General features: G+C 70.8%; 26 protein-coding genes. 5 read left to right on the top strand and 21 right to left on the bottom strand.

The genetic code is table 11. From position 1 onward, the window contains the following. Positions 1-11: 11 nt before the first annotated feature. Positions 12-968, top strand: coding sequence for a LacI family DNA-binding transcriptional regulator (locus A6A25_RS03590; protein WP_073886207.1), 957 nt, complete (start codon positions 12-14; stop codon positions 966-968). 1 nt (position 969) lies between these two features. On the opposite strand, the gene A6A25_RS03595 is transcribed toward A6A25_RS03590, so the two are convergent. The 6 genes from A6A25_RS03595 to pyrE all read right to left on the bottom strand — a co-directional run bounded on the left by A6A25_RS03595 (position 970) and on the right by pyrE (position 5,285). Continuing rightward, positions 970-2,040, bottom strand: a complete 1,071-nt coding sequence (locus A6A25_RS03595) for a glycoside hydrolase family 76 protein (protein ID WP_083667855.1) — start codon at positions 2,038-2,040, stop codon at positions 970-972. A gap of 25 nt (positions 2,041-2,065) precedes the next feature. Next, positions 2,066-2,758: a TrmH family RNA methyltransferase gene (locus tag A6A25_RS03600; protein WP_073886208.1), complete on the bottom strand. Its 693-nt coding sequence runs from the start codon at positions 2,756-2,758 to the stop codon at positions 2,066-2,068. A gap of 37 nt (positions 2,759-2,795) precedes the next feature. Continuing rightward, on the bottom strand, positions 2,796-3,494 hold the full coding sequence (locus A6A25_RS03605; protein ID WP_073886209.1) for a hypothetical protein: 699 nt from the start codon (positions 3,492-3,494) through the stop codon (positions 2,796-2,798). Positions 3,495-3,583: 89 nt separating this feature from the next. Beyond that, positions 3,584-3,970: a DUF2784 domain-containing protein gene (locus A6A25_RS03610; protein WP_073886210.1), complete on the bottom strand. Its 387-nt coding sequence runs from the start codon at positions 3,968-3,970 to the stop codon at positions 3,584-3,586. Between the two features lie 66 nt (positions 3,971-4,036). Further along, a complete protein-coding gene (locus A6A25_RS03615) occupies positions 4,037-4,729 on the bottom strand; it encodes a hypothetical protein (protein WP_073886211.1) in 693 nt (230 codons plus the stop codon). 1 nt (position 4,730) lies between these two features. Next, complete coding sequence (gene pyrE, locus A6A25_RS03620; protein ID WP_073886212.1) at positions 4,731-5,285, bottom strand: orotate phosphoribosyltransferase; 555 nt, start codon at positions 5,283-5,285, stop codon at positions 4,731-4,733. A gap of 53 nt (positions 5,286-5,338) precedes the next feature. Here pyrE and A6A25_RS03625 point away from each other — a divergent pair, with 53 nt between their 5' ends. After that, entirely contained in the window at positions 5,339-5,908 is a 570-nt protein-coding gene (locus tag A6A25_RS03625; protein ID WP_073886213.1) for a hypothetical protein, read from the top strand. Positions 5,909-6,053: 145 nt separating this feature from the next. Here the strand turns inward: A6A25_RS03625 and A6A25_RS03630 are convergent, their stop codons facing one another. From A6A25_RS03630 to clpB, 6 genes are all read right to left on the bottom strand, one after another. Beyond that, entirely contained in the window at positions 6,054-6,488 is a 435-nt protein-coding gene (locus A6A25_RS03630; protein WP_073886214.1) for a hypothetical protein, read from the bottom strand. Next, positions 6,485-7,402 (bottom strand): WXG100 family type VII secretion target, encoded by a 918-nt coding sequence (locus A6A25_RS03635; protein ID WP_073886215.1) that lies wholly within the window; start codon positions 7,400-7,402, stop codon positions 6,485-6,487. Before A6A25_RS03635 ends, A6A25_RS03630 begins: the two co-directional genes overlap by 4 nt. Then, positions 7,399-7,752 carry a hypothetical protein gene (locus tag A6A25_RS03640; RefSeq protein ID WP_073886216.1) on the bottom strand — a complete coding sequence of 118 codons (354 nt, stop codon included), beginning with the start codon at positions 7,750-7,752 and terminating at the stop codon, positions 7,399-7,401. The genes A6A25_RS03635 and A6A25_RS03640 overlap by 4 nt, the downstream gene beginning before the upstream one ends. Positions 7,753-7,830: 78 nt before the next feature. Then, on the bottom strand, positions 7,831-8,610 hold the full coding sequence (locus A6A25_RS03645) for an SDR family NAD(P)-dependent oxidoreductase (protein WP_073886217.1): 780 nt from the start codon (positions 8,608-8,610) through the stop codon (positions 7,831-7,833). Further along, positions 8,607-9,302: a hypothetical protein gene (locus A6A25_RS03650; RefSeq protein ID WP_083667921.1), complete on the bottom strand. Its 696-nt coding sequence runs from the start codon at positions 9,300-9,302 to the stop codon at positions 8,607-8,609. Before A6A25_RS03650 ends, A6A25_RS03645 begins: the two co-directional genes overlap by 4 nt. Positions 9,303-9,884: 582 nt before the next feature. Further along, on the bottom strand, positions 9,885-12,467 hold the full coding sequence (gene clpB, locus A6A25_RS03655; protein ID WP_073886218.1) for an ATP-dependent chaperone ClpB: 2,583 nt from the start codon (positions 12,465-12,467) through the stop codon (positions 9,885-9,887). A 210-nt stretch (positions 12,468-12,677) separates the two neighbouring features. Between clpB and A6A25_RS03660 the strand changes: the two genes are divergently transcribed. Together A6A25_RS03660 and A6A25_RS03665 are read left to right on the top strand one after the other, a co-directional pair. Then, positions 12,678-13,058 (top strand): VOC family protein, encoded by a 381-nt coding sequence (locus tag A6A25_RS03660; RefSeq protein WP_073886219.1) that lies wholly within the window; start codon positions 12,678-12,680, stop codon positions 13,056-13,058. A 511-nt stretch (positions 13,059-13,569) separates the two neighbouring features. After that, positions 13,570-14,673, top strand: a complete 1,104-nt coding sequence (locus tag A6A25_RS03665) for an FAD-binding oxidoreductase (RefSeq protein ID WP_073886220.1) — start codon at positions 13,570-13,572, stop codon at positions 14,671-14,673. Between the two features lie 158 nt (positions 14,674-14,831). On the opposite strand, the gene A6A25_RS03670 is transcribed toward A6A25_RS03665, so the two are convergent. The 5 genes from A6A25_RS03670 to dnaK all read right to left on the bottom strand — a co-directional run bounded on the left by A6A25_RS03670 (position 14,832) and on the right by dnaK (position 19,847). Further along, the gene (locus tag A6A25_RS03670) at positions 14,832-15,509 is read right to left on the bottom strand and encodes an alpha/beta fold hydrolase (protein ID WP_073886221.1); all 678 of its coding nucleotides are present in this window, start codon (positions 15,507-15,509) and stop codon (positions 14,832-14,834) included. 141 nt (positions 15,510-15,650) lie between these two features. Beyond that, positions 15,651-16,079: a heat shock protein transcriptional repressor HspR gene (locus A6A25_RS03675; protein ID WP_073886222.1), complete on the bottom strand. Its 429-nt coding sequence runs from the start codon at positions 16,077-16,079 to the stop codon at positions 15,651-15,653. Continuing rightward, positions 16,076-17,242: a molecular chaperone DnaJ gene (gene dnaJ / locus A6A25_RS03680; RefSeq protein ID WP_073886223.1), complete on the bottom strand. Its 1,167-nt coding sequence runs from the start codon at positions 17,240-17,242 to the stop codon at positions 16,076-16,078. The genes A6A25_RS03675 and dnaJ overlap by 4 nt, the downstream gene beginning before the upstream one ends. Before the next feature lie 17 nt (positions 17,243-17,259). Continuing rightward, positions 17,260-17,997: a nucleotide exchange factor GrpE gene (gene grpE / locus A6A25_RS03685; protein ID WP_073886224.1), complete on the bottom strand. Its 738-nt coding sequence runs from the start codon at positions 17,995-17,997 to the stop codon at positions 17,260-17,262. Further along, positions 17,994-19,847 carry a molecular chaperone DnaK gene (dnaK, locus tag A6A25_RS03690; RefSeq protein ID WP_073886225.1) on the bottom strand — a complete coding sequence of 618 codons (1,854 nt, stop codon included), beginning with the start codon at positions 19,845-19,847 and terminating at the stop codon, positions 17,994-17,996. Before dnaK ends, grpE begins: the two co-directional genes overlap by 4 nt. A 168-nt stretch (positions 19,848-20,015) precedes the next feature. Between dnaK and A6A25_RS03695 the strand changes: the two genes are divergently transcribed. Beyond that, the gene (locus tag A6A25_RS03695; RefSeq protein WP_073886226.1) at positions 20,016-20,579 is read left to right on the top strand and encodes a DUF5655 domain-containing protein; all 564 of its coding nucleotides are present in this window, start codon (positions 20,016-20,018) and stop codon (positions 20,577-20,579) included. Here A6A25_RS03695 and A6A25_RS03700 read toward each other — a convergent pair. From A6A25_RS03700 to A6A25_RS03715, 4 genes are all read right to left on the bottom strand, one after another. Beyond that, the gene (locus tag A6A25_RS03700; protein ID WP_073886227.1) at positions 20,576-21,364 is read right to left on the bottom strand and encodes a DUF4097 family beta strand repeat-containing protein; all 789 of its coding nucleotides are present in this window, start codon (positions 21,362-21,364) and stop codon (positions 20,576-20,578) included. The genes A6A25_RS03695 and A6A25_RS03700 overlap by 4 nt on opposite strands. Before the next feature lie 238 nt (positions 21,365-21,602). Beyond that, positions 21,603-22,172 (bottom strand): hypothetical protein, encoded by a 570-nt coding sequence (locus A6A25_RS03705; protein WP_073886414.1) that lies wholly within the window; start codon positions 22,170-22,172, stop codon positions 21,603-21,605. Between the two features lie 23 nt (positions 22,173-22,195). After that, positions 22,196-22,726 (bottom strand): TetR/AcrR family transcriptional regulator, encoded by a 531-nt coding sequence (locus A6A25_RS03710; protein ID WP_073886228.1) that lies wholly within the window; start codon positions 22,724-22,726, stop codon positions 22,196-22,198. After that, entirely contained in the window at positions 22,716-23,048 is a 333-nt protein-coding gene (locus tag A6A25_RS03715) for a DMT family transporter (protein WP_073886229.1), read from the bottom strand. Before A6A25_RS03715 ends, A6A25_RS03710 begins: the two co-directional genes overlap by 11 nt. Positions 23,049-23,098: the final 50 nt, after the last annotated feature.

Raw genomic sequence — 23,098 nt, forward strand, 5'->3', positions numbered from 1 at the left:
GGGACGAGTCCATGGTCACCATGCGGGAGGTCGCCAGTCTCGCCGGCGTCTCCATCACCACGGTCTCACACGTGATCAACGAGACCAGGTCGGTCGCCCCGGCGACCAGGGAGCGGGTGCTCAAGGCCATCGAGGAGACCGGCTACACCGGTGACGCCATCGCGCGCTCGCTCGTCACGGGCGGCACCAAGTCCCTCGGCCTCGCCGTGTCGCTGGTGTCGCACCCGTACTTCGCCGAGCTGATCGCGGCGATCGAGAGCGAGGCCACCAAGGCGGGCTACACGCTGGTCCTGATCGACACCCGCGACACCGCCGAGTCCGAGCAGGCCGCGGTGCGGATGCTGCGCTCACGGCGGGTGGACGGGGTGCTGCTCACGCCGACGTCCGGCTCGGCCGCGTTGCCCGAACTGCGCCGGCTCGGCGTGCCGACGGTGCTGGTGGACCGGCTGACCGTGGCCAAGGACGTCGACCAGGTCGGCCCGGAGAACGTCCAGGCGACGTCCACCCTGGTCCGGCACCTGGCGGAGCTGGGTCACCGGCGGATCGGGCTGGTGTCGGGCCAGCCGGGGCTCGCGACCACCGACGAGCGCGTGCTCGGCTACCGGCTCGGGCTGGGCCGGGCGGGGCTGGCGTGGGACGAGGAGCTGGTGCGGCCGTCGTTGGACCCGCTGCTCGGGCGGGTGTCGGGGGTCGTGGTGAACGACCACCAGGTGCTGATCGACGTGCTGCACACGGCTCGGGCGCGGGGCGTGCGGATCGGCTCGGAGCTGGCGCTGGTGACCTACGACGAGGTCGAGTGGGCCGAGCTGGTCGACCCGCCGCTGACCGCGATGGCGCAGCCGGTGGAGGAGATCGGCCGCACGGCGGTGCGGCTGCTGCTGGCCCGCATCGAGGACCCGGACCGGCCTCCGGAGACGATCCGGCTGCCTCCCGTGCTGCGGCACCGCCGGTCGTGCGGCTGCCACTGAGTCAGGTCCGTGACGGCGTGATGTCGTTGCGCTCCAACAAGGCGGCGGCCTCCAGCGCCATCCACCCGCCGAGCTGGACGGACAGGTCCCGTTCCGGGCCGTCGCCCTTGACCGCGGGCTCCGACCACTCCGCGCCGAACAGCGGGCCGCTCACCACCGCGGTCCGGTTCGCCCACACCGCGTTCGCCGAGCTGAACACGAGGTCCGCGGCCCGTGCCGCCTGGGGCCGGTCCAGCCGCAGCGCCGCCTGCGCCAGGTAGCGGGTGAGGATGCCGCCGAACAGGCCGCCGTCGCCGCCGCCGTGCCCGCGCAGGACGCCGTCGGTGGCCAGGTGCTTGTCCACGCCGTCGATGATCCGCGCCGCCTTGTCCTGGTAGCCGCCGCCCAGCTCCACGCACGCGCCGAGCACCACGCCCTGGCAGTAGGTGTAGAGGTTGCGCTCGACCTCGCGGACCGTGCCGTCGGGGTGGACGTGCAGCCCGTCCCACAGCAGCCCGGTCTCCGGGTCGGCCAGGGTGTCCTCGACCCAGTCCACGATGGACCTGGCGCGGCCGAGGTCGGCCCGCGCGCCCAGGCGGGCGAAGAAGATCGCGGCGGGGCCGTTGGCGGGCACGTTCTTGAAGTCGTCGTTGCGCTTCCACCAGATCCCGCCGCCGCCGTGGTCGGTCCAGCCCTCGCGGAGCCGGTCGGCGATCGTGGCGATGGCCTTCGGCCTGGCGATGCCGACCTCCCGTTCGGCGCGGAGCAGCGCCAGCCCGAGCCAGGCCACGTCGTCGAAGTAGTCGTTGGTCCAGCCGACCAGGTTGCGCAGCCTGATGCCGCGCACGAGCCGCCGCACGAGCGCCACGCGTGCTTGCGTCGGTGCGCGGAGTTGGGCGTCGAGGACGCAGTCGAGCAGGTGCGCCTGCCACCAGTAGCTGAACCGGACGTGCGCCCGGCTCGACCAGTCCGGCGGCCAGGCGGCCGCGCCGAGGACCGTGCCCGGCACTCCCCAGACCCGACGCAGGTGCCGGGACTCGACCGCGCGTTCGGCGACACCGGCGCGCGCGGCCAGGAGCTTCGGAGTGGTCACCTCACCAGCGTGCCCACTGAACCGTTCAAGAAGCTCGCCGGAACAGTTCCCAGTGGTAGAGCCCCATGGCGACGCTCGTGGTCAGGTTGTAGCTGGACACCTTCGGCCGCATGGGCAGCGACACCACCAGGTCGGCCCGCTCTCGCACCGGCGCCGACAACCCGTGCCGCTCCGAGCCGAACGCCAGCACGGCGTCGTCCGGGATCCGCACGTCCCGCAATTCCCGGCCACCGGCGTCGAACGCGATCACCGTGCCGCGAACCTCCTCGACGACGCCCAACCTGGCCACGGGCAACGCGAAGTGCAGCCCCGCGCTTCCGCGCAGCACGTTCGGGTGCCACGGGTCCACGTCACCCAACGACACGACCCCACCGGCACCGAGCCCGGCCGCCACCCTGATCACCGCACCGAAGTTCCCCAGGTTGCGCGGGTTGTCCAACAGCACCAACGGCCCACCGCGCGCCAACCCCACCGGATCGACCACGGGCCGTTCGGCCACCCCACCGACCCCGGTCGGGTGCGCCCGCCCCACCACCCGCTCGAACTCACCCGCCGACACCACCCGAGCAGCCTCGAAGACCTCCACCAAGTCGGGAGCGTGCGACCGCGCCAACCCGACCGCCTTCCCCCGATCGAGCACCACCACGTCCACCACGGCCCCGAACCGAACCGCGTGCTTGACCGCGTGAAACCCCTCGAGCACCACTCGCTGGACCACGTCACCCCCAACTCCGGAAAGACCGTGGCGATCGTAGTCAGGCCGGCAGCGACGGCATGTCGAGCTTCAAGCCGACCTTCCGGTATCCGGGCAGGTTCCGCACGGTCAGCGAGGCGACCAGGTGACCTTCCCGATTCACGAACCCGGTCACGACGTAATCGTCCTGGCCCGGCTCGAGTCCCAGGTGCTCGAAATTCGCCGCCCACCGCTTCGGCAGCACGACCCGGCACTCGACCGTGTGCGCTATCTCTCCGAAAGATACGAGGAAGCTGTCCGGTCCGGCACCTCGCGCGAAAGGCAAACACTTCTGCGGCCAGAACATGTCAATGACGAAGGTGAACTCCTCACCCCGGGAGATCGGCCGGTCCAGGTGAATGAAAGCCTTGATCTGCCCTTTGCGTATCCACCGATGAGTGGTGTCCAGGCGCGTGCCACCGATACCGTTCTTCTCGGGCGTCCGGACCTCCACCTTCACCCTATCGCGATGTTTCTCCGGCCAATCCCAGTTTACCCGGTCGTGGAAGGTCACGAAGTCCAGTCGGTCGCACTCCGCCACGATGGTGACACAGAACCGCTGATCTACGTCACCGTTCTCCCTGAGGCGCGCCTCCTCGAACCATGCCACAACGCGACAGCGCTGCCCCAGCTCCCTTTCCATCAATTCGCAGTAGTACGCCAGCAGACTTGAGTAGAGCTCGGCGTCCCACGCTTTCTTCCGACGACGGAACCAGTCCACTACGTCACCCCCTTGCCCGCAGAGTAGGGCTTGGGAACGGCGTTCGGTGTAGGTGTACCTCTAACAGCCGAATACGCCACTACACCGATTCAGCGACAAGCCTCGGTGTGGGTCGGAGCGGTCTGTTCAACGCGTCGCTTCAGGTAGTAGCCGGTCCACGAGGCGATCACGACGAGTGCCACGAGCACCTGCACCAGGCGTGCCGCGGAGTCCGGGTAGAGGACGCCGTCGATGTAGGTGTCGATGAAGCCGTTCACCAATCGCGGCTGCCCGGCGGCGGCGCGGAGTTCGTTCTCCAGCCAGGTCAGCGGGCAGGCGAGCGGGAACAGGACGATCAGCAGGCCCCAGGTTGCCATCGCCAGGTGGAAGTACAGCACCCTCGGCCAGCGCCAGGCCAGGAAACCGCCGACCACGAGGAAGGCCAGGACGGCGAAGTGCACCACCATGACCAGCTCGGCTAAAGCACGCGCGACCATAGCGACCTCCCTGCTGCCAGAGTAGGCCGCCGGAGATCGCGTGTCCGCCGATTTGCCCGGTGGTGCTCAGCCCCGGGGCAGTGCCTGCCACGGCACGCGACCCGCCAGGTCCAGCACCAGGTCGGCCAGGTGTGCCAGCGGCGCCTGCAGCAGCGGGCCGGGCACGGCGGCGGCGAGGTTGTGCTCGTCGAACGCGATCGCCACCCCGTTCGCCCGCGGGTCCTGCAGCAACGCCTGCGTGAGGCCCGAGCCGAGCAGGGCCGAGGCGAACGCCGGGTTGCGCCGGCGCACCTCGTAGCGGCCGTCGAACACCGGGTCGCCGGTCTCCACGAACTGCTCGAACAGGCCCCACACGCTGTCGTTGCGCGGGCTGATCAGCACCCACGGCCCCGGCATCGGGCGCGGCACGACCACCACCGCGTAGGTGCGGTACTCCGACGTGACCACGTTGTCCGTGCGGAACACCACCTCGACGGCCAGCACGGGCGCACCGCGCCAGTGGCCGACGAGCTGGAACTTCACCCGGCTCCGGTCGGCCTCCAGCATCCGCCCGATCTGCGGCACGCGTTCCTGGAAGCCTTGGTCCTCGGCGACGAACCGCCACCCGAGGGACGCCTCCAGCGCCCGCATCTGCTGCTCCCACTGGTTCACGAACTGCTGGTTCGTGAACGGGTTCCGCTTGCGGCGCGACAACCCCACGGCGACCCCCGCACCGAGGATCGCCACGATCACCAGCAGCAGGACCAGCCCGCCGGCCATGTCAGGCCAGGCCCAGGTCGGCCAGGTCCAGCAGGTACCGGTACGGCAGCCCGGCCTCCTCGATCACCTCGCGCGCGCCCGTGCCGCGGTCCACGACCGTCGCGACACCGACCACCGTGGCACCGTGCGCGCGCAGTGCTTCGACGGCGGTCAGCACGCTGCCACCGGTGGTGGAGGTGTCCTCGACCGCGAGCACCCGCTGCCCGGCGACCTCGATGCCCTCGATCTGGCGCTGCATGCCGTGCTGCTTGGCGGACTTGCGCACGACGAACGCGTCCAGCACCTCACCCGCGCCCGCCGCGGCGTGCATCATCGCGCACGCCACCGGATCCGCGCCCAGCGTCAACCCGCCCGCCGCGACGTAGTCCCAGTCGGCGGTGAGCTGCCGCAGCAGCTTGCCGATCAGCGGGGACGCGGCGTGGTGCAGCGTCGCCCGGCGCAGGTCGATGTAGTAGTCGGCCTCGGCGCCCGAGGACAACGTCACCTTGCCGTGCACCACGGCCAACTCGCTCACCAACCGCGCCAACTCGGCCTTCGCCGCGGCGTCCAGGACCACTTCAGCTCGCACGGGTCCCAAGAGTGTCATACCGCGCCGTACGCTGGCACACCGTGACCCTTCCCGGCACCGACACCTTGATCATCGAGCAGCCCTGGGGCGTGCTGCGCCACCTGGTGGGCACCAGGTACCGGAACGACGTCTACGACGGGCGCGGCGCGTTGATCGCGTCGGTGTCCGAACGCGGCTTCGTCGGCCCGCTGCGGAAGCTGTTGCGCGCCACCGCGTTCTCCGGCCGAACCACCTTCGATCTGGCTCTCGCCGACCGCGGCCGACAACTCCTGCTGATCCGCAAGGGTGCCGGCAAGCCGGCGACGCGGGTGACGTGGCCGAACGGCGCCGTAGCCGGTTCCGTGCGACACGAGGGGCACGGCGCGTACGGCCTGCTCGACGCGGCCGGTCAGCGCTTGTGCCTGCTGCACGAGGTGGCGTCGTTCAGCCCGGGCGCAATCGTGAAGCGGGACGGCCGGCGCGTGCGGCGTGACGTGCTGACCCTCCGGCCGGGCACCCCTGACCCGGTCCGTTCCCTGGCCATCGCGGCAGCCGTGGCGTACGACGTGGTGCGAGGTGTGGGCACCAACCACACCAGCCCCGGCGGCTTCGACTTCCCCACCTTGACCTGAGGCCACACAGCCGGTCGGTCCCCCGCCCTGCGCCATGCCAACGGTCTGACGATTCGGGATAGTCAGGCCGGCGCCTGTGGGCAACTCGGTGAAGCCCATAACGCCGACGCCGAACCCGACCCCCGCCTCGTCCGCCAAGCGTCGTCTACCAGGCGTCCTCGGTGAACTTGTTCGGCTCGTCGTCGTCATCGTCACGGCGCCCGCCCGGCTTGGGGGTGCCGGCGGAGATGACGTCCTCCGGGTCGTTGCCCTCCTGGATCGCCGTGTACGCGCGCTGGAGGTCGGGGATGCCGGTCTGCAGTGCGCGCTGAACGCCCTCGTCGTCCACGGCCCGCCCGGACGCGATGTCCTCCCAGGACATCTCGCCCGCGTCGACCCGCCGTGCCAGCTCCTTCAGCTCACGGGGCGCGTTCGGGCTGTTGGCGGCCCGCGAGATCTCCGCGAAGTCGGCCTGCGTCAGCCCACGCGACCGCAACTGCACCTGGCTCGCCGCCCGCGCGGTCTCCTCGACGTTCGCCATCCGGCGCTCGACGTCCGCGACCAGCGAGTCCAGCCGCGCCTTGTCATACGGGAACGTCACTGCCCGCCACCTCCACCCGAACCCGCGCCGGAACCCGAACCCGCCCCGGCCGGAGCGGGCGCCGGGGATGTGGGCGGCGGCTGGTTGTAGCGCCCGCCGGCCGCGTGGCCCGCCTTGCCCAGGCTGTAGGCGCCCAACCCGACACCGATCGCGCCGGACTTCGCCGCGGCCACGCCGTTGTCGTACTTCTCCTTGCCGTCCTGGTACCCGTCGACCACGTCGAGCAGGTCGCCGACGTCGCGCACGTCCTTCAGCTTCGACAGCGCGGTGCCCATGGCCACGATGCCGTCGATCATCCCCTGCACGCCCTCGATCAGCGTCTGGATGGAGATGATGATCTTGCGGATGGCGTCCACGATCTGGATCGCGTCGTAGACCATCCACACCGCGCGGCCCCAGCCGACGACCGGGATCCACGCCGTCATCGCGGCTTCCATCAGCTTGCCGACCAGCATGTCCAGCAGCGTCAACGCCAGCCCGCACGCCGTGCGGCAGGTACTGGCCGTCGAACGGAACTGGTTGCCGATGATCCGCGCGATCTGCGAGTCCGCCTCGATGGCGATCACCCACATGGTGCCCATGCGCGTCTCGAACGCCTTCGCCGCGTCACCGTCCCAGTGCGACGACAGCTGCTCGGCGCCCGCGTCCACGTTGTGCCGCACGGAGTCCAGGGCCTTGGCCACCCGGTCCCACGCGTTGGCGTTCTCGTCGATCTTCTCGAAGTCGCCGAGCAGCGGCTTGATCAGGGCGTCGAGCAGGTTCTCGCCGGTGACCTTCTCGTAGATCCAGTTGACGCCCTGGATCTTCCAGCCGGCCTTCTCGATGAGCTCCTTGGTCGACTGCCGGCCGGGCCGGTCCTCCGCCGCGGCGCTGAGCGCGGCCGACGGGTCTTCGACGTCTGCGTACGTGGTCACCGGCCACCTCCGAGCGACGGAGCCTCGGACACGGAGTGGAGCTGGGCGAGCACGCGGTCGAGCAGGCTCATCACCATCTCCTCGTTCTTCTCGTACATGTCGGCGGCCTTGTTGATGCTCTCCGCCTCCTTGACCATCATCTGGTTGGCGAAGTCGAGGGTCTCCCCGTACAGGGACGCCACGCCGGTGACGATGGGCTGCAACAGCGATAGCAGACCGGTGAACCCGGAGGTGTCGCCGCCCTTGGTGATCGCATGTTCCTTGATCGTCATGAAGTGCTGCGCGTTGCGCGTCAGCAACTCGCCGTAGCCGCGGAGCTCCGGCGGCTCCACTCTGAACTGCTCGCCCATGGACGGTTCCTCCCTGTTCCAACTAGTGGAGTGGGACGGACCGGACCGGGTTCAGGTTCCCGACTCTTCCCAGTGCGCTCAGGTGCGACCACGTCCGCCCGCCGCGCGGGAGGCTATCCGCCTGACCAGCGCACGCGGAACCAGGCGCGCGAACAACGTGATGGCTTTGTACTGGGTGCCCGGCACGGACAGCACCTTGCCCGAACGCAGGTCGGCCAGGCAGTCGTGCACCACCCGGTCGGCGTCGAGGTAGAGCAGATCGGGCGTCTTCGACATGTCGATCTTCGCCCGTTGGTGGAACTCGGTGCGCACGAAACCCGGGCACAACGCCATCACGCGCACGCCCGTGCCCGCCGTGGCCATCGCCATGCCCTCGGAGAACGACGTCACCCACGCCTTGTCCGCGCTGTAGGTCGTGCCGCGACCGGGCAGGAACCCGGCGACGCTGGACACGTTGACCACCGCGCCGCGCCCGCGTGCCACCATCCCGGGCAGCGCCGCGCGGGTCAGCTTCAGCACGCTGGTCACGTTCACGTCCAGCTGGGACTGCAGTTCGGCCGGGTCGGCGGCGAAGAACTCGGCCGAGAGGGCGAAGCCCGCGTTGTTGACCAGCAGGTCGACCTCGCGTTCGGCGAGGAAGTCGGCGACCTCGGTGCGGCCGGCGTCGGTGGCCAGGTCGGCGGGCAGCACCTCGGCGGTGATGCCGTGCGCGGCGCGCAGCTTGGCCGCCGTCTCCTCCAGCCGCTGCTCGTCGCGGGCGACGAGCACCAGGTCGTGGCCCTCGGCGGCGAGCCTGCGGGCGAACGCGGCGCCGATGCCCGACGACGCGCCCGTCACCAGGGCGGTCGGCGGCGTCACGGCTTGCGCCCGAACTGCGGGCGGTGGACCTCGCCACCGGCGTCGGCCTCGGGATCGGCCTCGAACGGGTCGATCACGTCGGCGAGTTCGCCGAGGTCGCGCAGCAGCCGTTCCAGGCGGGCGGGGGTGGAGTTGGGCGGTGCGGCGGCGAGCACCCAGTCGTCCTCCAGCCAGACGACGGTGACGTCACCGCCGATTTCCTCGGCGGCGTCGACCAGGTCGGGGGTGATGAGCTTGCGGGCGGCGGGCAGTTCGCTGACGAACGCGTACCGCGAGCCGACCGGTCCGAGCAGGTCGGGCATCTGGTCGCGCTGGAACGGCACGCTCGGCAGCCACAGCTCGATGACCACGGACAGCGCACGGCGGCAGCGCACGCCCACGAGGACGGAGTTGACCTTGCCGCCGGTCTCGTGGTCGAGCACGTAGACCTGGCGGCGGCCGTCGGCGGTGAAGGTGGAGCCCGCGACGACGTCCTTGGCCACGCCGGCGCCGTAGTAGGCGATGGCACCGCTCTCCCAGCGGGTGGGCAGCACGTGGTCGGTCTCCTCGAACTGCCAGCCGCGCAGCGCCGCCCAGCGGCGGCGTTCGCGGTTACGCGCGGTTCGCTGTGCCCGGTCGGTCGCGAGCAGGGCGAACCCCGCGACGCCCGCTACCGCGGCGACGGTGAACCAGACCCACGCCGGTATGCCCACGGTGCGAGAGTAGCGGGCGCCGGTGAACAAACGAAGATCACTTGAGGCGTGGGTCGCGCGAACGGATCAAGCTGTTACCCGGATCGCAGGCTTTCCAAGACGCGCGCGCCGACCTACCGCCCGGGCGTGCGTTCCGACTTATCCACAGGCCACAGCGTTGTCCACAGGTAGCCGCCCGCCACCCACCCTCTGTCGGTCCGTGCCGGCAGAGTAAAAATCAGGGGTCCCCCGGTCGGGGACCCCTGCGGAGCCAACTCGGAGCGCCGGATGCCGCGAGGCCGAGTGCCAGACGCTGGATGCGCGACGCCGGACACCCCGACGCCGGACACCCCGACGCCGGACGCCCCGACGCCGAGTGCCGATGCTGGGTGCTGGGTGCTGGGTGCTGGATGCTGGATGCTGGATGCTGGATGCTGGATGCTGGGACAGTGAGACACGGGTGGCGGGACGTGGCGCCAGCCCACCACGGGCCGGGTGGCCGGCGGCTACCGGTTCACCCGAGCACGTCCGCCGCGAACAACGGTCACCCGGCGAGGCCGAGAGCGCCGGCTCCCGGCCTCAACCACGGACGACCGAGCGCGATCAAGCCCGGCCGACGATCAGGCCCGAGTGGTCGTCCAACACCTCCACCTTCACCGTGTCCCCGTCACGCACCTCGCCCGCCAGCAGCTCCTTCGCCAGCTGGTCACCGATCGAGGACTGCACCAGCCGCCGCAACGGCCGGGCGCCGTAAACCGGGTCGAAGCCGTTCAGCGCGAGCCACTCGCGAGCGGCGGGGGTGACCTCCAGGGTCAGCCGTCGCTGCGCGAGCCGCCGACCGAGCCGGTCCACCTGGATGTCCACGATGGACGTCAGCTCCTCGGTCGCCAGCGAGTGGAACACCACGACGTCGTCCAGCCGGTTGAGGAACTCCGGCTTGAAGTGCGTCCGCACGACCGTCATGACGGCGTCGGTGCGCTGCCGCTCGTCCAGGGTGGCGTCCGCGATCACGTGCGAACCGAGGTTCGAGGTCAGCACCAGGATGGTGTTGCGGAAGTCCACCGTCCGGCCCTGGCCGTCGGTGAGCCTGCCGTCGTCGAGCACCTGCAGGAGCACGTCGAACACGTCCGGGTGCGCCTTCTCGACCTCGTCCAGCAGCACCACCGAGTACGGGCGTCGCCGCACGCTCTCGGTCAGCTGCCCGCCCTGGTCGTAGCCGACGTAGCCGGGGGGCGCGCCGACCAGCCGGGCCACCGAGTGCTTCTCGGAGTACTCGCTCATGTCGATCCGGATCATCGCCCGCTCGTCGTCGAACAGGAACTCCGCCAGCGCCTTGGCCAGCTCGGTCTTGCCGACGCCGGTCGGACCGAGGAACAGGAACGAGCCGGTCGGCCGGTCCGGGTCCGCCACGCCCGCGCGGGTGCGCCGGACCGCGTCCGACACGACCCGGACCGCCTCGGCCTGGCCGACCACGCGCTTGGCCAGCTCGTCCTCCATGCGCAGCAGCTTCGCCGTCTCGCCTTCGAGCAGCCGACCGGCCGGGATGCCCGTCCACGCGGACACGACGTCGGCCACGTCGTCCGGCCCGACCTCCTCCTTCAGCATCACGGCGGCGTCCTGCGTGCTGCGGGTGGCCGCCTCCAGCTCCTTCTCCAACGCCGGGATGCGCCCGTACCGCAGCTCAGCGGCCCGGCCGAGGTCGCCGTCGCGCTCGGCCCGCTCCGACTCGCCGCGCAACTGCTCCAGCTGCTCCTTCAGGTCGCGGACCTTCTCGATCGAGCCCTTCTCGTTCTGCCAGCGCGCGGTCAGCCCGGCCAGGTCCTCGCGCTTCTCGGCCAGCTCGGCGCGCAGCGCGGCGAGCCGTTCCACCGAGGCCGGGTCCGACTCCTTGGCCAGCGCCATCTCCTCGATCTCCAGCCGGCGCACCGCGCGTTCGACCTCGTCGATCTCGACCGGGCGGGAGTCGATCTCCATGCGCAGCCGGGACGCGGACTCGTCCACCAGGTCGATGGCCTTGTCCGGGAGGAAGCGGGCGGTGATGTAGCGGTCGGACAGGGTGGCGGCGGCGACCAGGGCCGCGTCGGTGATGCGCACGCCGTGGTGCACCTCGTAGCGGTCCTTGAGGCCGCGCAGGATGCCGATCGTGTCCTCGACCGACGGCTCGCCGACGAAGACTTGCTGGAAGCGGCGTTCCAGGGCGGGGTCCTTCTCGACGTGCTCGCGGTACTCGTCCAAGGTGGTCGCGCCGACCATCCGCAGCTCACCGCGGGCCAGCATCGGCTTGATCATGTTGCCCGCGTCCATGGCGGACTCGCCGGTCGCACCCGCGCCGACGATCGTGTGCAGCTCGTCGATGAACGTGATGACCTGGCCCGCGGAGTCGGTGATCTCCTTGAGCACGGCCTTCAGCCGCTCCTCGAACTCGCCCCGGTACTTCGCGCCGGCGACCATCGCGCCCAGGTCGAGCGCGACGACCTTCTTGCCGCGCAGGCTCTCGGGCACGTCACCGGCCACGATGCGCTGGGCCAGGCCCTCGACGATGGCCGTCTTGCCGACGCCGGGTTCGCCGATCAGCACCGGGTTGTTCTTCGTGCGGCGGGACAGCACCTGCACGACGCGGCGGATCTCGGTGTTGCGGCCGATGACCGGGTCGAGCTCGCCCTTGCGGGCGCGTTCGGTCAGGTCGACGCCGTACTTCTCCAACGCCTGGTAGGTGCCCTCCGGGTCCGGGCTGGTGACCCGCGCCGAGCCGCGGACCTTGCCGAACGCCTCCTTGAGCGCCTCCGGGTTCGCGCCGTGGCGGCGCAGCAGGTCGGCGACCTGGCCGCCGTGGTGCGCGAGGCCGACCAGCAGGTGCTCGGTCGACACGTACTCGTCACCCATCTCGGTGGCGAGTTCCTGTGCCTTGCTCAGCACGCGGACCGAGTCACGGGAGAACTGGGGCGCCGACACGGACGACCCGCTGGCCGCGGGCAGCGCCCTGGCCAGCTGTTCCAGCTCCTTGTGCACCTGCTTCGGGTCCGCGCCGACGGCGGAGAGCAGGGGCGCGGTCAGGCCGTCGCCCTGGGCCAGGAGCGCGCCGAGGAGGTGGACCGGGCCGACGTCGGGGTTGCCCGCGATGGTCGCCGCCTGCACGGCGGCGGACACGGCCTGTTGCGTCTTCGTGGTCGGGTTGAAAGCGTCCATTCCTCACCTCGGTCGGGTGGTTTCCCTGCGCGTGGCCAGCGTTGCGCACCGGCCGTCATCCCGCTCAACGTCAGAAAAGTTGAGCCAGTTCCACTCAACCTAGTGGAAGCGGTGTGGTGTGGGCCACGACGCGGCCGCGGACGGCGGGGCGCGTGGCCGGGTCGCGAAACTCGGGTGCGCTCGATCGGCCCAGGCCGCGACGATCGGCCCATGACTTCACTCGTGCACCACATCACCGTCGACTGCGCGGACGCCTACGAGCTGGCCCGGTTCTGGAGCCGGGTGACCGGTCGGCCGATCTCCGACCAGGACGCCCCGGGCGACCCCGAAGTGCTGGTCGAACTGGCCGAAGGGCCGGGGTTGCTGTTCATCCAGGTGCCGGAGCCCAAGGCGGTGAAGAACCGGGTCCACCTCGACCTGCAGCCCGACACGACCCGTGACGCCGAGGTGGAGCGGCTACTCGGGCTCGGGGCGACGCCGGTGTCCGACATGCGCCGGCCGGACGGCACGGGCTGGGTCGTGCTCGCCGATCCCGAGGGCAACGAGTTCTGCGTTGAACGCAGCGCAGCCGAGCGCGCCGACCAGGCCTGACGGCCGTCACCCACATGTCGCAGCCGGTTGTCCACACCGGCCGCCGAGTTGTCCACAATCCGCAGGTGGGAATCCACAGGCGGCTGCGGCCCACCGCACCGGTGCGGTCTGCCGGCCGCCACCAGGGTGAACGTTCGACGCGGACGCCTCCGGTGGACGTCTCGGGTGACGTCCACCGTGTTGCGTGGCCCACGTGCCGTGACGGGGCATGCGTCTGGCGGTGCGCCGCAAGCGCCGGATTCGGTATACGTGGAAGGGAATGTCCACTCGTTTGCGGGAACGGTGTGCGACGGTCCGTGACCGCACTGCACTCGAAGGTGGCATCAAGGAGTCGACCGGCCAGTTGGCGGGTTAGTGTCCCCTCGTCGGGGATGGAAGCTTGACGAGGACGTAGCGCCCTTGCTGGCGCCGCCAGAAACGTGGAGACTGCGCCCGGACCATGACTGCGAACGCCGTGTTGAGCCCCATCCCGAGCCCGCCACACCGCGAACCTCCTCCTGGTGTCACCGCTATGGTGCGGATGATCCGGGAGAGCTTCGCGGTGGTGGAGCCGCGCGCCGAAGAGGTAGCCAAGTTCTTCTACGGCATGCTCTTCAGCCTCGCGCCGGCGACCCGTGAGATGTTCCCCGCGAACATGGAGGTCCAGCGCAGCCGCCTGCTGCGCGCCCTGGTCCACGTCGTGCAGATGGTGGACAGACCGGACGACCTGATCCCGTTCCTGCGGCAGCTCGGGCGCGACCACCGCAAGTTCGGGGTGGTGAACGTGCACTACGAGTCCGTGGGCACGGCGCTGCTGGCGGCGGTGAAGAAGTTCGCCGGGCCCGCGTGGACGCCGAAGGTCGAGATGGCCTGGGCCGAGGCGTACACGATCATGGCGCGGGCGATGCAGGAGGCGGCGGCGGCCGACGACGGTCCGGCCTACTGGCACGCCACCGTGCTGGAGCACCAGCGGGTGAGCTGGGACCTGGCGGTCGTGCGGCTGCAGCCGGACCACCCGGTCGGGTACCGCGCCGGGCAGTACGTGAGCGTCGAGACGCCGCAGCGCGCTCGGCTGTGGCGGTACTACTCGCCCGCGAACGCGCCCCGTGACGACGGCATCATCGAGTTCCACATCCGGTCGGTCGAGGGCGGGTGGGTCAGCCGGTCCGTCGTCGGGCACACCCAGCCGGGTGACGTGTGGCGCATCGGTCCGCCGATGGGTCGACTCAGCGTCGACCGCAAGTCCGGGCGGGACGTGCTGATGGTCGCCGGCGGGACGGGCGTGGCGCCGATGCACGCGATCATCGACGAGATGGCGCAGTGGGGCGAGAACCCGCGGGTGCACCTGTTCATGGGTGGGCGGACCCGTGAGGACTTGTACGACTTGGACAACCTGCAGCGGTTCGCCATGACGAACCCGTGGCTGACCGTCGTGCCGGTGCTCGAGTCGGATCCCGGTGCGCGCGGCGTGGAGCAGGGCACGCTCGCCGACGTGGTCACCCGCTACGGGGCGTGGGAGGACCGGGACGTGCTGGTGTGCGGCTCACCGTCCATGATCCGGGCCACCGTGTCCCGCATGCTGGTCGCCGGCACCCCACTCGACCGGATCAAGTACGACCCGTTCACCCTGGACTGACCCTCTTCGCGAAACTTCTTCACGTTCGCCGCACGCCCCGATTCACCGCCACGGCCGTCACACGAGCTCACCGGCGCTCACCGCGGCGCAGGGCGGATTTCGGCCGCGTGCTTCGCCGCTGATTCGCGCGCCGCGTCACGCCCGGATCGCGCGCCGCGTCACGGCGGCCCGGGCCACGCCGCGCCCAGCACGGCCGCCAGCGTCTCCGGCCGGCTGGTCTGCGGGCAGTGCCCGCCGTCGACCTCGATCGCCTCGACCCCCAGCCGCTCGCGCGCCGCCCGCCGCATCCACGACGGCCGCAGCGTGCGGTCCTCGCGCGGCAGGACGTAGGTCGACGGCAGGTCGGGCAGCTCGTGCACCTCGCGGTACGTCGCGGTGGGGTAGAACAGGCGCAGGGTCCGCAGGCCCGCGCGCACCCCGGCCAGGTCGCAGTCGTGGAACAGGAAGTACGAGGCCACGACGGGGTCCGCGGTGGGTGGCTCGGTGAGGGACCGCCACTCCGGGTTGAACATCTCGCCCGTGTCGGCGGCCAGCTCGTCGGCCAGGGAGACCGGGCCGGGGATCATCGCGGCGATCCAGGCCAGGTGCGACGCGACGATGGCCCGGGCGATGGCGGGCATCAGCAGGCCGGCGCCGGAGTGGCCGACGAGGACCGGGGCCAGGGCGTCGCCCGCTTGGGCGCGGGCGATCGCGGCGTAGTCGGTGGCGCGCAGTTCGGGGCGGTCGGTCGGCAGGTCCACGGCGACGGTGCGGTGGCCGCGGTGGCGGAGCAGGTCCTCGACCGGGCGCCAGGAGGCCGGCGACTGAGTGGTTCCGTGCACGAAGACGTAGTCCACGGGATCCAGTCTGGCGCGGGTTCGGGGTCGCGGGGTTCCTCATGGCTAACCGAGGTACGGGAACAGTGTTTCCGTACATTTTCGGGCGATGATCACCCTATTGAGCGACGCCGGGGACGCCGGCGACGCGGGAGGCCGAGGTCAGCGCTTGGAGTTCGGCTTCCAGACGACCAGGGCTGTCTCGTGGCGCACCGGCACCAGGTCACGGCGGTACGAGGCGTGCACGGAGGCGGCGGCGTGTTCGGCGGCGGCCATCGCGGAGGCGAGTTGTTCGGTCAGCTCCTGCACCTTGGCGCGCAGCGCGCCGACCTCGTTCTCCAGCTCGATGATCCGCTTGATGCCGGCGAGGTTCACGCCCTCCTCCTGCGAGAGGCGTTGCACCTCGCGCAGCAGCACGATGTCACGCATCGAGTACCGCCGCCCACCACCGGACGTGCGGCCCGGCGACACCAGGCCGAGCCGGTCGTAGGCGCGCAGCGTCTGGGCGTGCAGACCGGACAACTGGGCCGCCACGGAGATGACGAAGAACGGGGTGTCCTCGTCAGTGCCGGGCGGGAACGGGAAGCTCACACCGACCTCTTCTCCAACAGGGCGTTGAGCTCAGCGCGCGGGTCGTGCTTCGCCGTCGCCGACGCGTAGTTCTCCAACGCCTCCCGGGCTGCGGCATCCATGTTGTTCGGCACCGCCACGGTCAGCGTGATCAGCAGGTCGCCGACCTGGCCGTCACGCTTGGCGATGCCCTTGCCCTTCGCCCGCAGCACGCGGCCGCTGGCCGTGCCCGCGGGCACCTTCAAGGTCACCTTGCCCTCCAGCGTGGGCACGGTCAACGTGGTGCCCAGCGCCAGCTCGGGGAAGGTGACCGGCACGGTCACGGTCAGGTCGTTGCCGGACCGGCCGAAGATCGGGTGCGGGTTGACGTGCACGCGCACGAACAGGTCGCCCGCGGGACCGTTGTTGCGCCCCGGCTCACCCTGCCCGGCCAGCCTGATCCGCTGGCCGTCGTCGACGCCCGCCGGGATGCGGATGGTCAGCGTCCTGGTCTTCGTGCTGACGCCGTCGCCCTCGCACTCCGGGCACGGGTCGTCGACGATCCGCCCGGTGCCGCGGCAGTCGGCGCACGGCTCGGAGAACGCGAACGCGCCCTGGCTGCGGGTCACCAGTCCGGCGCCGCCGCAGTTCGGGCAGGTCCGCGGCGACGTGCCGGGACGCGCACCGGAACCCGCGCACGTGCCGCAGGTCGCGGGGCTGGACAGGCGCATGGGCACGGTCGCGCCCTTCACGGCTTCGGTGAAGTCGATCCGGACGTCGGTCTCCACGTCCTCGCCGCGCCGTGGCCTGGTCGCGGACGCGGACCCGCCGGCACGGCGGTTGAACAGCCCGCCGAGCAGGTCGCCGAGCCCACCCATGCCACCGGCCTGGGCGCCCTGGCGGCCGAACAGGTCGCCGACGTCGAACCCGCCGCCCGTGCCGAACCCGCCGGGGAACCCGCCGCCTCCGGAGAAGAGGCGGCGGGCCTCGTCGTACTGCTTGCGCTTCGCGGTGTCCGACAGCACGCCGTACGCCTCGGACACCGCCTTGAACCGCGCCTCGGCCTTGGCGTCACCGGGGTTGGCGTCGGGGTGCAGTTCCCGCGCCAACTTCCGGTACGCCTTCTTGATCTCATCGGCCGAGGCGTCGGAGGTGACGCCCAGCTCGCGGTAGAAGTCCTTCTCGATCCAGTCGCGAGCGCTCAACGGACGCCGCCCCCTTTTCAGTCTTGCTGCTGTTGCTCTTCGACCGGCTTCTCGACGGCCTCGTCGACCACGGGCTGCTCGGCGGCGGGCTCGTGATCGGTCACGGCGACCAGCGCGGGCCGCAGCACGCGCTCGCCGAACCTGTAGCCGCGGCGGAGCACGGCGGTGACGGTCGGCCCGCTGACGTCCGGCGAGGTGCCGTGCTGCACGGCCTCGTGGACGGACGGGTCGAACTCCTCGCCCTCGTGCCCGAACGGCTCCAGGCCGGTGCCGTGCAACGCGCTGACCAGCTTGTCGGCCACCGCCTTGAACGCGCCGGTGAGGTCGCCGTGCGCGCCGGCCCGCTCGATGTCGTCCAGCACGCCCAGCAGCTCGCCCGCCACCTGCGCCTTCGCCGTGGTGATCACCAGTTCCCGGTCACGCTCGACGCGCTTGCGGTAGTTGGCGTACTCCGCGGTCAACCGCTGCAGGTCGGCGGTCCGCTCGTCCAGCTGCGCCTTCAGCTCGACGGTCGGGTCGACGGCCACGGCCTGCGCCTCGTCCGGCGCCTCGGGGGCGGCGTGCTTGCCGCCGCCCTCCGAAGGGCCGGGTTCGGCCGAGACCGGGGTGTCGGCCTGCGCCGGGTCTGGCTGGGACGCGCCGGCCTCGGGCTGCGGGTTCTCGTCGGGCTCGGGCTGCCGCACCTGACCCGTCTCCGGGTCGATGCGCCTGCGGTCGCGCACCACCACGTGGGGCTGTTCCTCGGGCTGGGTCACTTCTTCTCGTCCTCGTCGACGATCTCCGCGTCCACCACGTCGTCGGCCTTCGGCGCGTCACCGGCGGTCGTGCCACCGGCGGCGCCCGCGGCGTCGGCCGTGGGTGCGGCGTTGGCGTACAGGGACTGGCCGATGGCCTGGGACTCGGTGGCCAGCTTCTCGACCGCGGCGCGGACCTTGGCGATGTCCTCGCCCTTGAGCGCCTCGTTCGTCTCGCCGATGGCCGCGGTGACCTTCTCCTTGACGTCGGCCGGGATCTTGTCCTCGTTCTCCTTGAGGACCTTCTCCGTCTGGTAGACCAGCGTCTCGGCCTGGTTGCGGACCTCGGCCTCGTCGCGGCGGCGCTTGTCCTCCTCGGCGTGCGCCTCGGCGTCCTTGATCATCCGCTCGATGTCGTCCTTCGGCAGCGCGGAGCCGCCGGTGATCGTCATCCGCTGCTCCTTGCCCGTGCCCATGTCCTTCGCGGACACGTGCACGATGCCGTTCGCGTCGATGTCGAAGGTGACCTCGATCTGCGGGACGCCGCGCGGCGCCGGCGGCAGGCCGGTCAGCTCGAACATGCCGAGCTTCTTGTTGTCCCGGGCGAACTCGCGCTCACCCTGGAACACCTGGATCTGCACGGACGGCTGGTTGTCGTCGGCGGTGGTGAAGATCTCCGAGCGCTTGGTCGGGATCGTGGTGTTGCGCTCGATGAGCTTGGTCATCACGCCGCCCTTGGTCTCGATGCCCAGGGACAGCGGGGTGACGTCGAGCAGCAGGACGTCCTTGACCTCGCCCTTCAGCACACCGGCCTGCAGGGCCGCGCCGACCGCGACGACCTCGTCCGGGTTCACGCCCTTGTTCGGCTCACGGCCGCCGGTCAGCTCCTTGACCAGCTCGGCCACCGCGGGCATGCGGGTGGAACCGCCGACCAGCACCACGTGGTCGATGTCGCCGACGCTGATGCCGGCGTCCTTGATCACGTTGTTGAACGGCGCGCGGGTGCGCTCGAGCAGGTCGTTGGTGATGCGCTGGAACTCGGCGCGCGACAGCGTCTCGTCCATGAACAGCGGGTTCTTGTCCGCGTCCACGGTGATGTAGGGCAGGTTGATGGAGGCGTTGTTCGAGCTGGACAGCTCGATCTTGGCCTTCTCGGCGGCCTCGCGGATGCGCTGCAGCGCCATCTTGTCCTTGGTCAGGTCGATGCCGTTGCTCTGCTTGAACCGCTCGACCAGCCAGTCGACGATGCGCTGATCCCAGTCGTCACCGCCGAGGTGGTTGTCACCGGAGGTCGCCTTGACCTCGACCACGCCCTCGGCCAGCTCCAGCAGCGAGACGTCGAACGTGCCGCCACCGAGGTCGAAGACCAGGATGGTCTGCTCCTTGTCGCCCTTGTCGAGGCCGTAGGCCAGGGCGGCGGAGGTGGGCTCGTTGACGATGCGCAGCACGTTGAGGCCCGCGATCTGGCCGGCCTCCTTGGTGGCCTGGCGCTGGGCGTCCTCGAAGTAGGCGGGGACGGTGATGACCGCGTCGGTGATCTCCTCGCCCAGGTAGGCCTCGGCGTCGCGCTTGAGCTTCATCAGCACGCGCGCGCTGATCTCCTGCGGCGTGTACTTCTTGCCGTCGACGTCGTCGGTCTTCCAGTCCGTGCCGATGTGGCGCTTGACGGACCGGATCGTCCGGTCGACGTTGGTCACCGCCTGGTTCTTGGCGGGCTGACCGGTGAGCACCTCGCCGTTCTTGGCGAAGGCGACGATGGACGGGGTGGTGCGCGACCCCTCGGAGTTGGCGATCACCGTCGGCTCGCCACCCTCGAGAACCGCGACGACGGAGTTGGTCGTCCCCAGGTCGATGCCGACCGCTCGCGCCATTGGATTCCTCCTGGTAGTGCGTCTGTGAGAGCCCCGCGTTGAGCGGTACCGGCTCAAGTTTAGCCGGCACCGGCGGACTTGAGTCCACTCGGCTCAATCTTTCTGCCTGTCCAACGGACGGGGTGGTCGCGGTGTTCCCGGAACGGGGTGATCCGGGACACTCGTCGCATGGAGTCACCCGCCGACATGATGGCCGCCCTCAGCGCCTCGATGCTCGCGCGCACCGGCCGCACGCTGGACGGATGGGTCGCGCTGGTGGAGGCGAGCACGCTCGACCCGCTCGACCAGAAGGCCGTCCGGGCGTGGCTGCGGGACGTGCACGGGGTGAAGCAGAACTCGCAGTGGGCGATCGCGGACGCGGCGGCGCGGCGGGCCGGGTGGGTCGAGCCGACGTTCGCCGAGTACGTGGACTCGCAGTACTCGGGGCGCAAGGAGGTGCTGCGACCGCTGTTCGACCGCATCGCGACGCTGGCCCTCGGGCTCGGCGAGGACGTGCGGGCCGAGGGGCGGGCGACCTACGTGCCGTTCGTGCGGGGGCGGCAGTTCGCGGCCGTGCAGGCGCTGGCGTCACGGGTGGACCTGGGCCTGCGGTTCACCGACGTGCCGGAGTCCGCCCGGTTGACGCCCGGCGGCCCCGGCCAGTCGACGCACAAGGTGTCGCTGACCGGGGCCGACGAGCTGGACGGCGAGGTGGAGTCGCTGCTGGTGGCGGCGTACGAGCAGAACGCCTAGGCGGCGGTGCGCACGGTCACGTCGCCGCTGCCGACGCGCAGGACCAGCTTGGCGGCGGCGCCCGGGTCGTCCTCGACCTTGATGTCCCGCTCGCCGCTGCCCGCCTCGACGTCGATCTTGTAAGCGCCTTCCGGCACGTCGACGGTCAGGTCGCCGCTGCCCACGTCGGCCGTCACGGACGCCACCGCGGCGAGCCGCACGGTCACGTCACCGGAGCTGCTGTCGATGGTCACCGCGCCTCGCATGTCCGACAGCCTCGTGGAGCCGGAGCCGACGTCTCCGGTGAAGTCGCCGCCGACGCCGGCCACCTCCAGGTCGCCCGAGCTGTTGTCGACCCGGACCACGCCGCTGACGTCGCGGACCGTCGCGTCGCCGGAGCCGACCTCGACGTCGACGCCGGCCACGCCTTCGAGGCGGACGTCGCCGGAGGAGTTCTCGCCGGTGATCCGGACGTCCTTGGACGGCACCGTGACCTCGTAGTTCACCGTGCAGCGGCTGCCGCAGCCGTCGAGGACGAGGGTGGAGCCCTCCATGCGGTGGGAGACACCGGTGGGCTTGTCGGCGTCCTTGGGGTACTCGACGCGCCGGCGGATCTCCGTCTCGGTGGCGCCCTCCTTGCCCCGCACGGTCACGTTGCCCGAGCCGTTCTGCAGCCGGACCTCCGTGACCTGCTCGGACACCGTGTGCTTGTCGTCGAAGCCGTTGTGCACGAGCCGCACGCACGACGTGAGCGCCAGCGTCGCGGCCACCGCCACCCCGACCGCCAACGCGATCCGCTTAACCACCGCTGCCCCCTCATCAGGCGTCAAGGTTGTCGCCGTTGAAGTTAGGGGTGATCGGCCGACCGGCCCACCAGGAAGGCCCCCGACCCGATACGGGGGCTGTCCCTACCCTCCGGTCAGCGCGCGGTGACCTGAGCGTTGAACTCAGGTGTTCCGAACGTAGGACACGCGTGTTCCGAACGTAGGACACGCGCGATGTGAGCGTTGGACTCTCGCGCGCTGGGCGTTGGACTCTCGCGGGTCAGGCGAGGGATTCGACGACGGCGCGCAGGGCCGGGGCGGAGCGGGCCGGGTCGACCAGGAAGCGCTGCGAGGCGATGACGTGCGTGTCGGTCATCCGCTCCCACACCATGCCCTGCACCGGCACCTCGGTGATCACCAGCCGGAACGGCCGCACGTACCGCCCGAGGCGGCCCTCGACGCCGCGCACCACCTCGCCGATCGGCAACGCGCCACGGGACGTCACGTACCGCTGGTCGTACTCGGCCGCGGCCGGGCCCAGCGCCAGCACCGCCGCCCGCAGCGCGGGCCTGACCTGCAACGACGGCCCGCTCGGGTCGTCCGGCGCGCCACCGTGCAGCTCGGCGCGGGCGTGGTCGAGCACGTCGGCCCACCAGCCGAGCCACTCCTCGGCCGCCGCCGCCCGGTCGACCCCCGCCGGGACCACGACCGGCACCGACGGGTCGAGGCCGGGCAGTTCGGGCACGGTCTCGACGGAGAGCGCGAGCGTGTCACGGATGAACAGCGCGGTGTTGACCGTCTGATTCGTCCCGTGCGACACCTGCCACGACTCACGACCGGCGAACCTCATGACACCAGTGTCCCGCGCGAAGGTCATCCGCCAAGCATCAGAAGGGACACGACGGGCTCCAAATCCTCCGCCATTGGGGGGAAATCCGCGATCAACGCCTGGATCAGCAGCCCGTCGAGGCCCGCGAGGACCGCCCGCAGCGCCACCGGGTGCCACCCGTCGGCGACCTCGGCCATGAGCGAGATCCACCGTCGGGCGGCCGGGCGCAGCTCCGGACGGCGTGCCGCCAACAGGTACAGCTCGTACTCGGCGAGCGTCCGGCCCCGGTGCTGCCCGGCCGCGTCCGCGATGAACCGGGCCACGGCAGCGGGTGTGAGGGGCACCTCGCGGAAGCTCGCGGCCATCTCCTCGGCCGACCAGGTGAGCGTGGCGATCAGCAGGTCGTCCAGCGTCGCGTAGTAGTAGGTGGTCGACGTCGTCGGCACGCCCGCCTCACGAGCCACGGAACGGTGGCTCACCCCGGCCACGCCATCCCGTTCGACGACCCGCAGCGTCGCGGCCAGGATCTCCCGCCGGCGCCGGTCGCCCCGGACCCGGCGCCCGTCAGGCGGCACCGCTGCTGCCCACCTCGATCGCCACCACGCCCGCGATCACGAGCAGCAACCCGACCACCATCGTGGCGTTCAGCGGCTCCTTGAACACCACCACCCCGATGCCCGCCACCGCCGCGATCCCGAAGGCGCACCAGATCGCGTAGGCCACGCCGATCGGCATGCCCAACTGGAGGACCTTGCTCAACGCGCCGAACGCGACCACGTACCCCACGATGACCACTACCGAGGGGATCGGCCTGCGGAAACCCTCGGACAGCTTGAGGAACACCGTGGCGGTCACCTCGCCGAGGATCGCCACCGCCAGCGCCAAATACACGAGCACGTCCCGCCCCCAGAAAGTTGAACGTTTGTTCCACTACTCTACGGGCCCTA

The organism is Saccharothrix sp. CB00851 (genome assembly GCF_001905065.1).
In the GTDB taxonomy this organism is placed as follows: Bacteria; Actinomycetota; Actinomycetes; order Mycobacteriales; family Pseudonocardiaceae; genus Actinosynnema.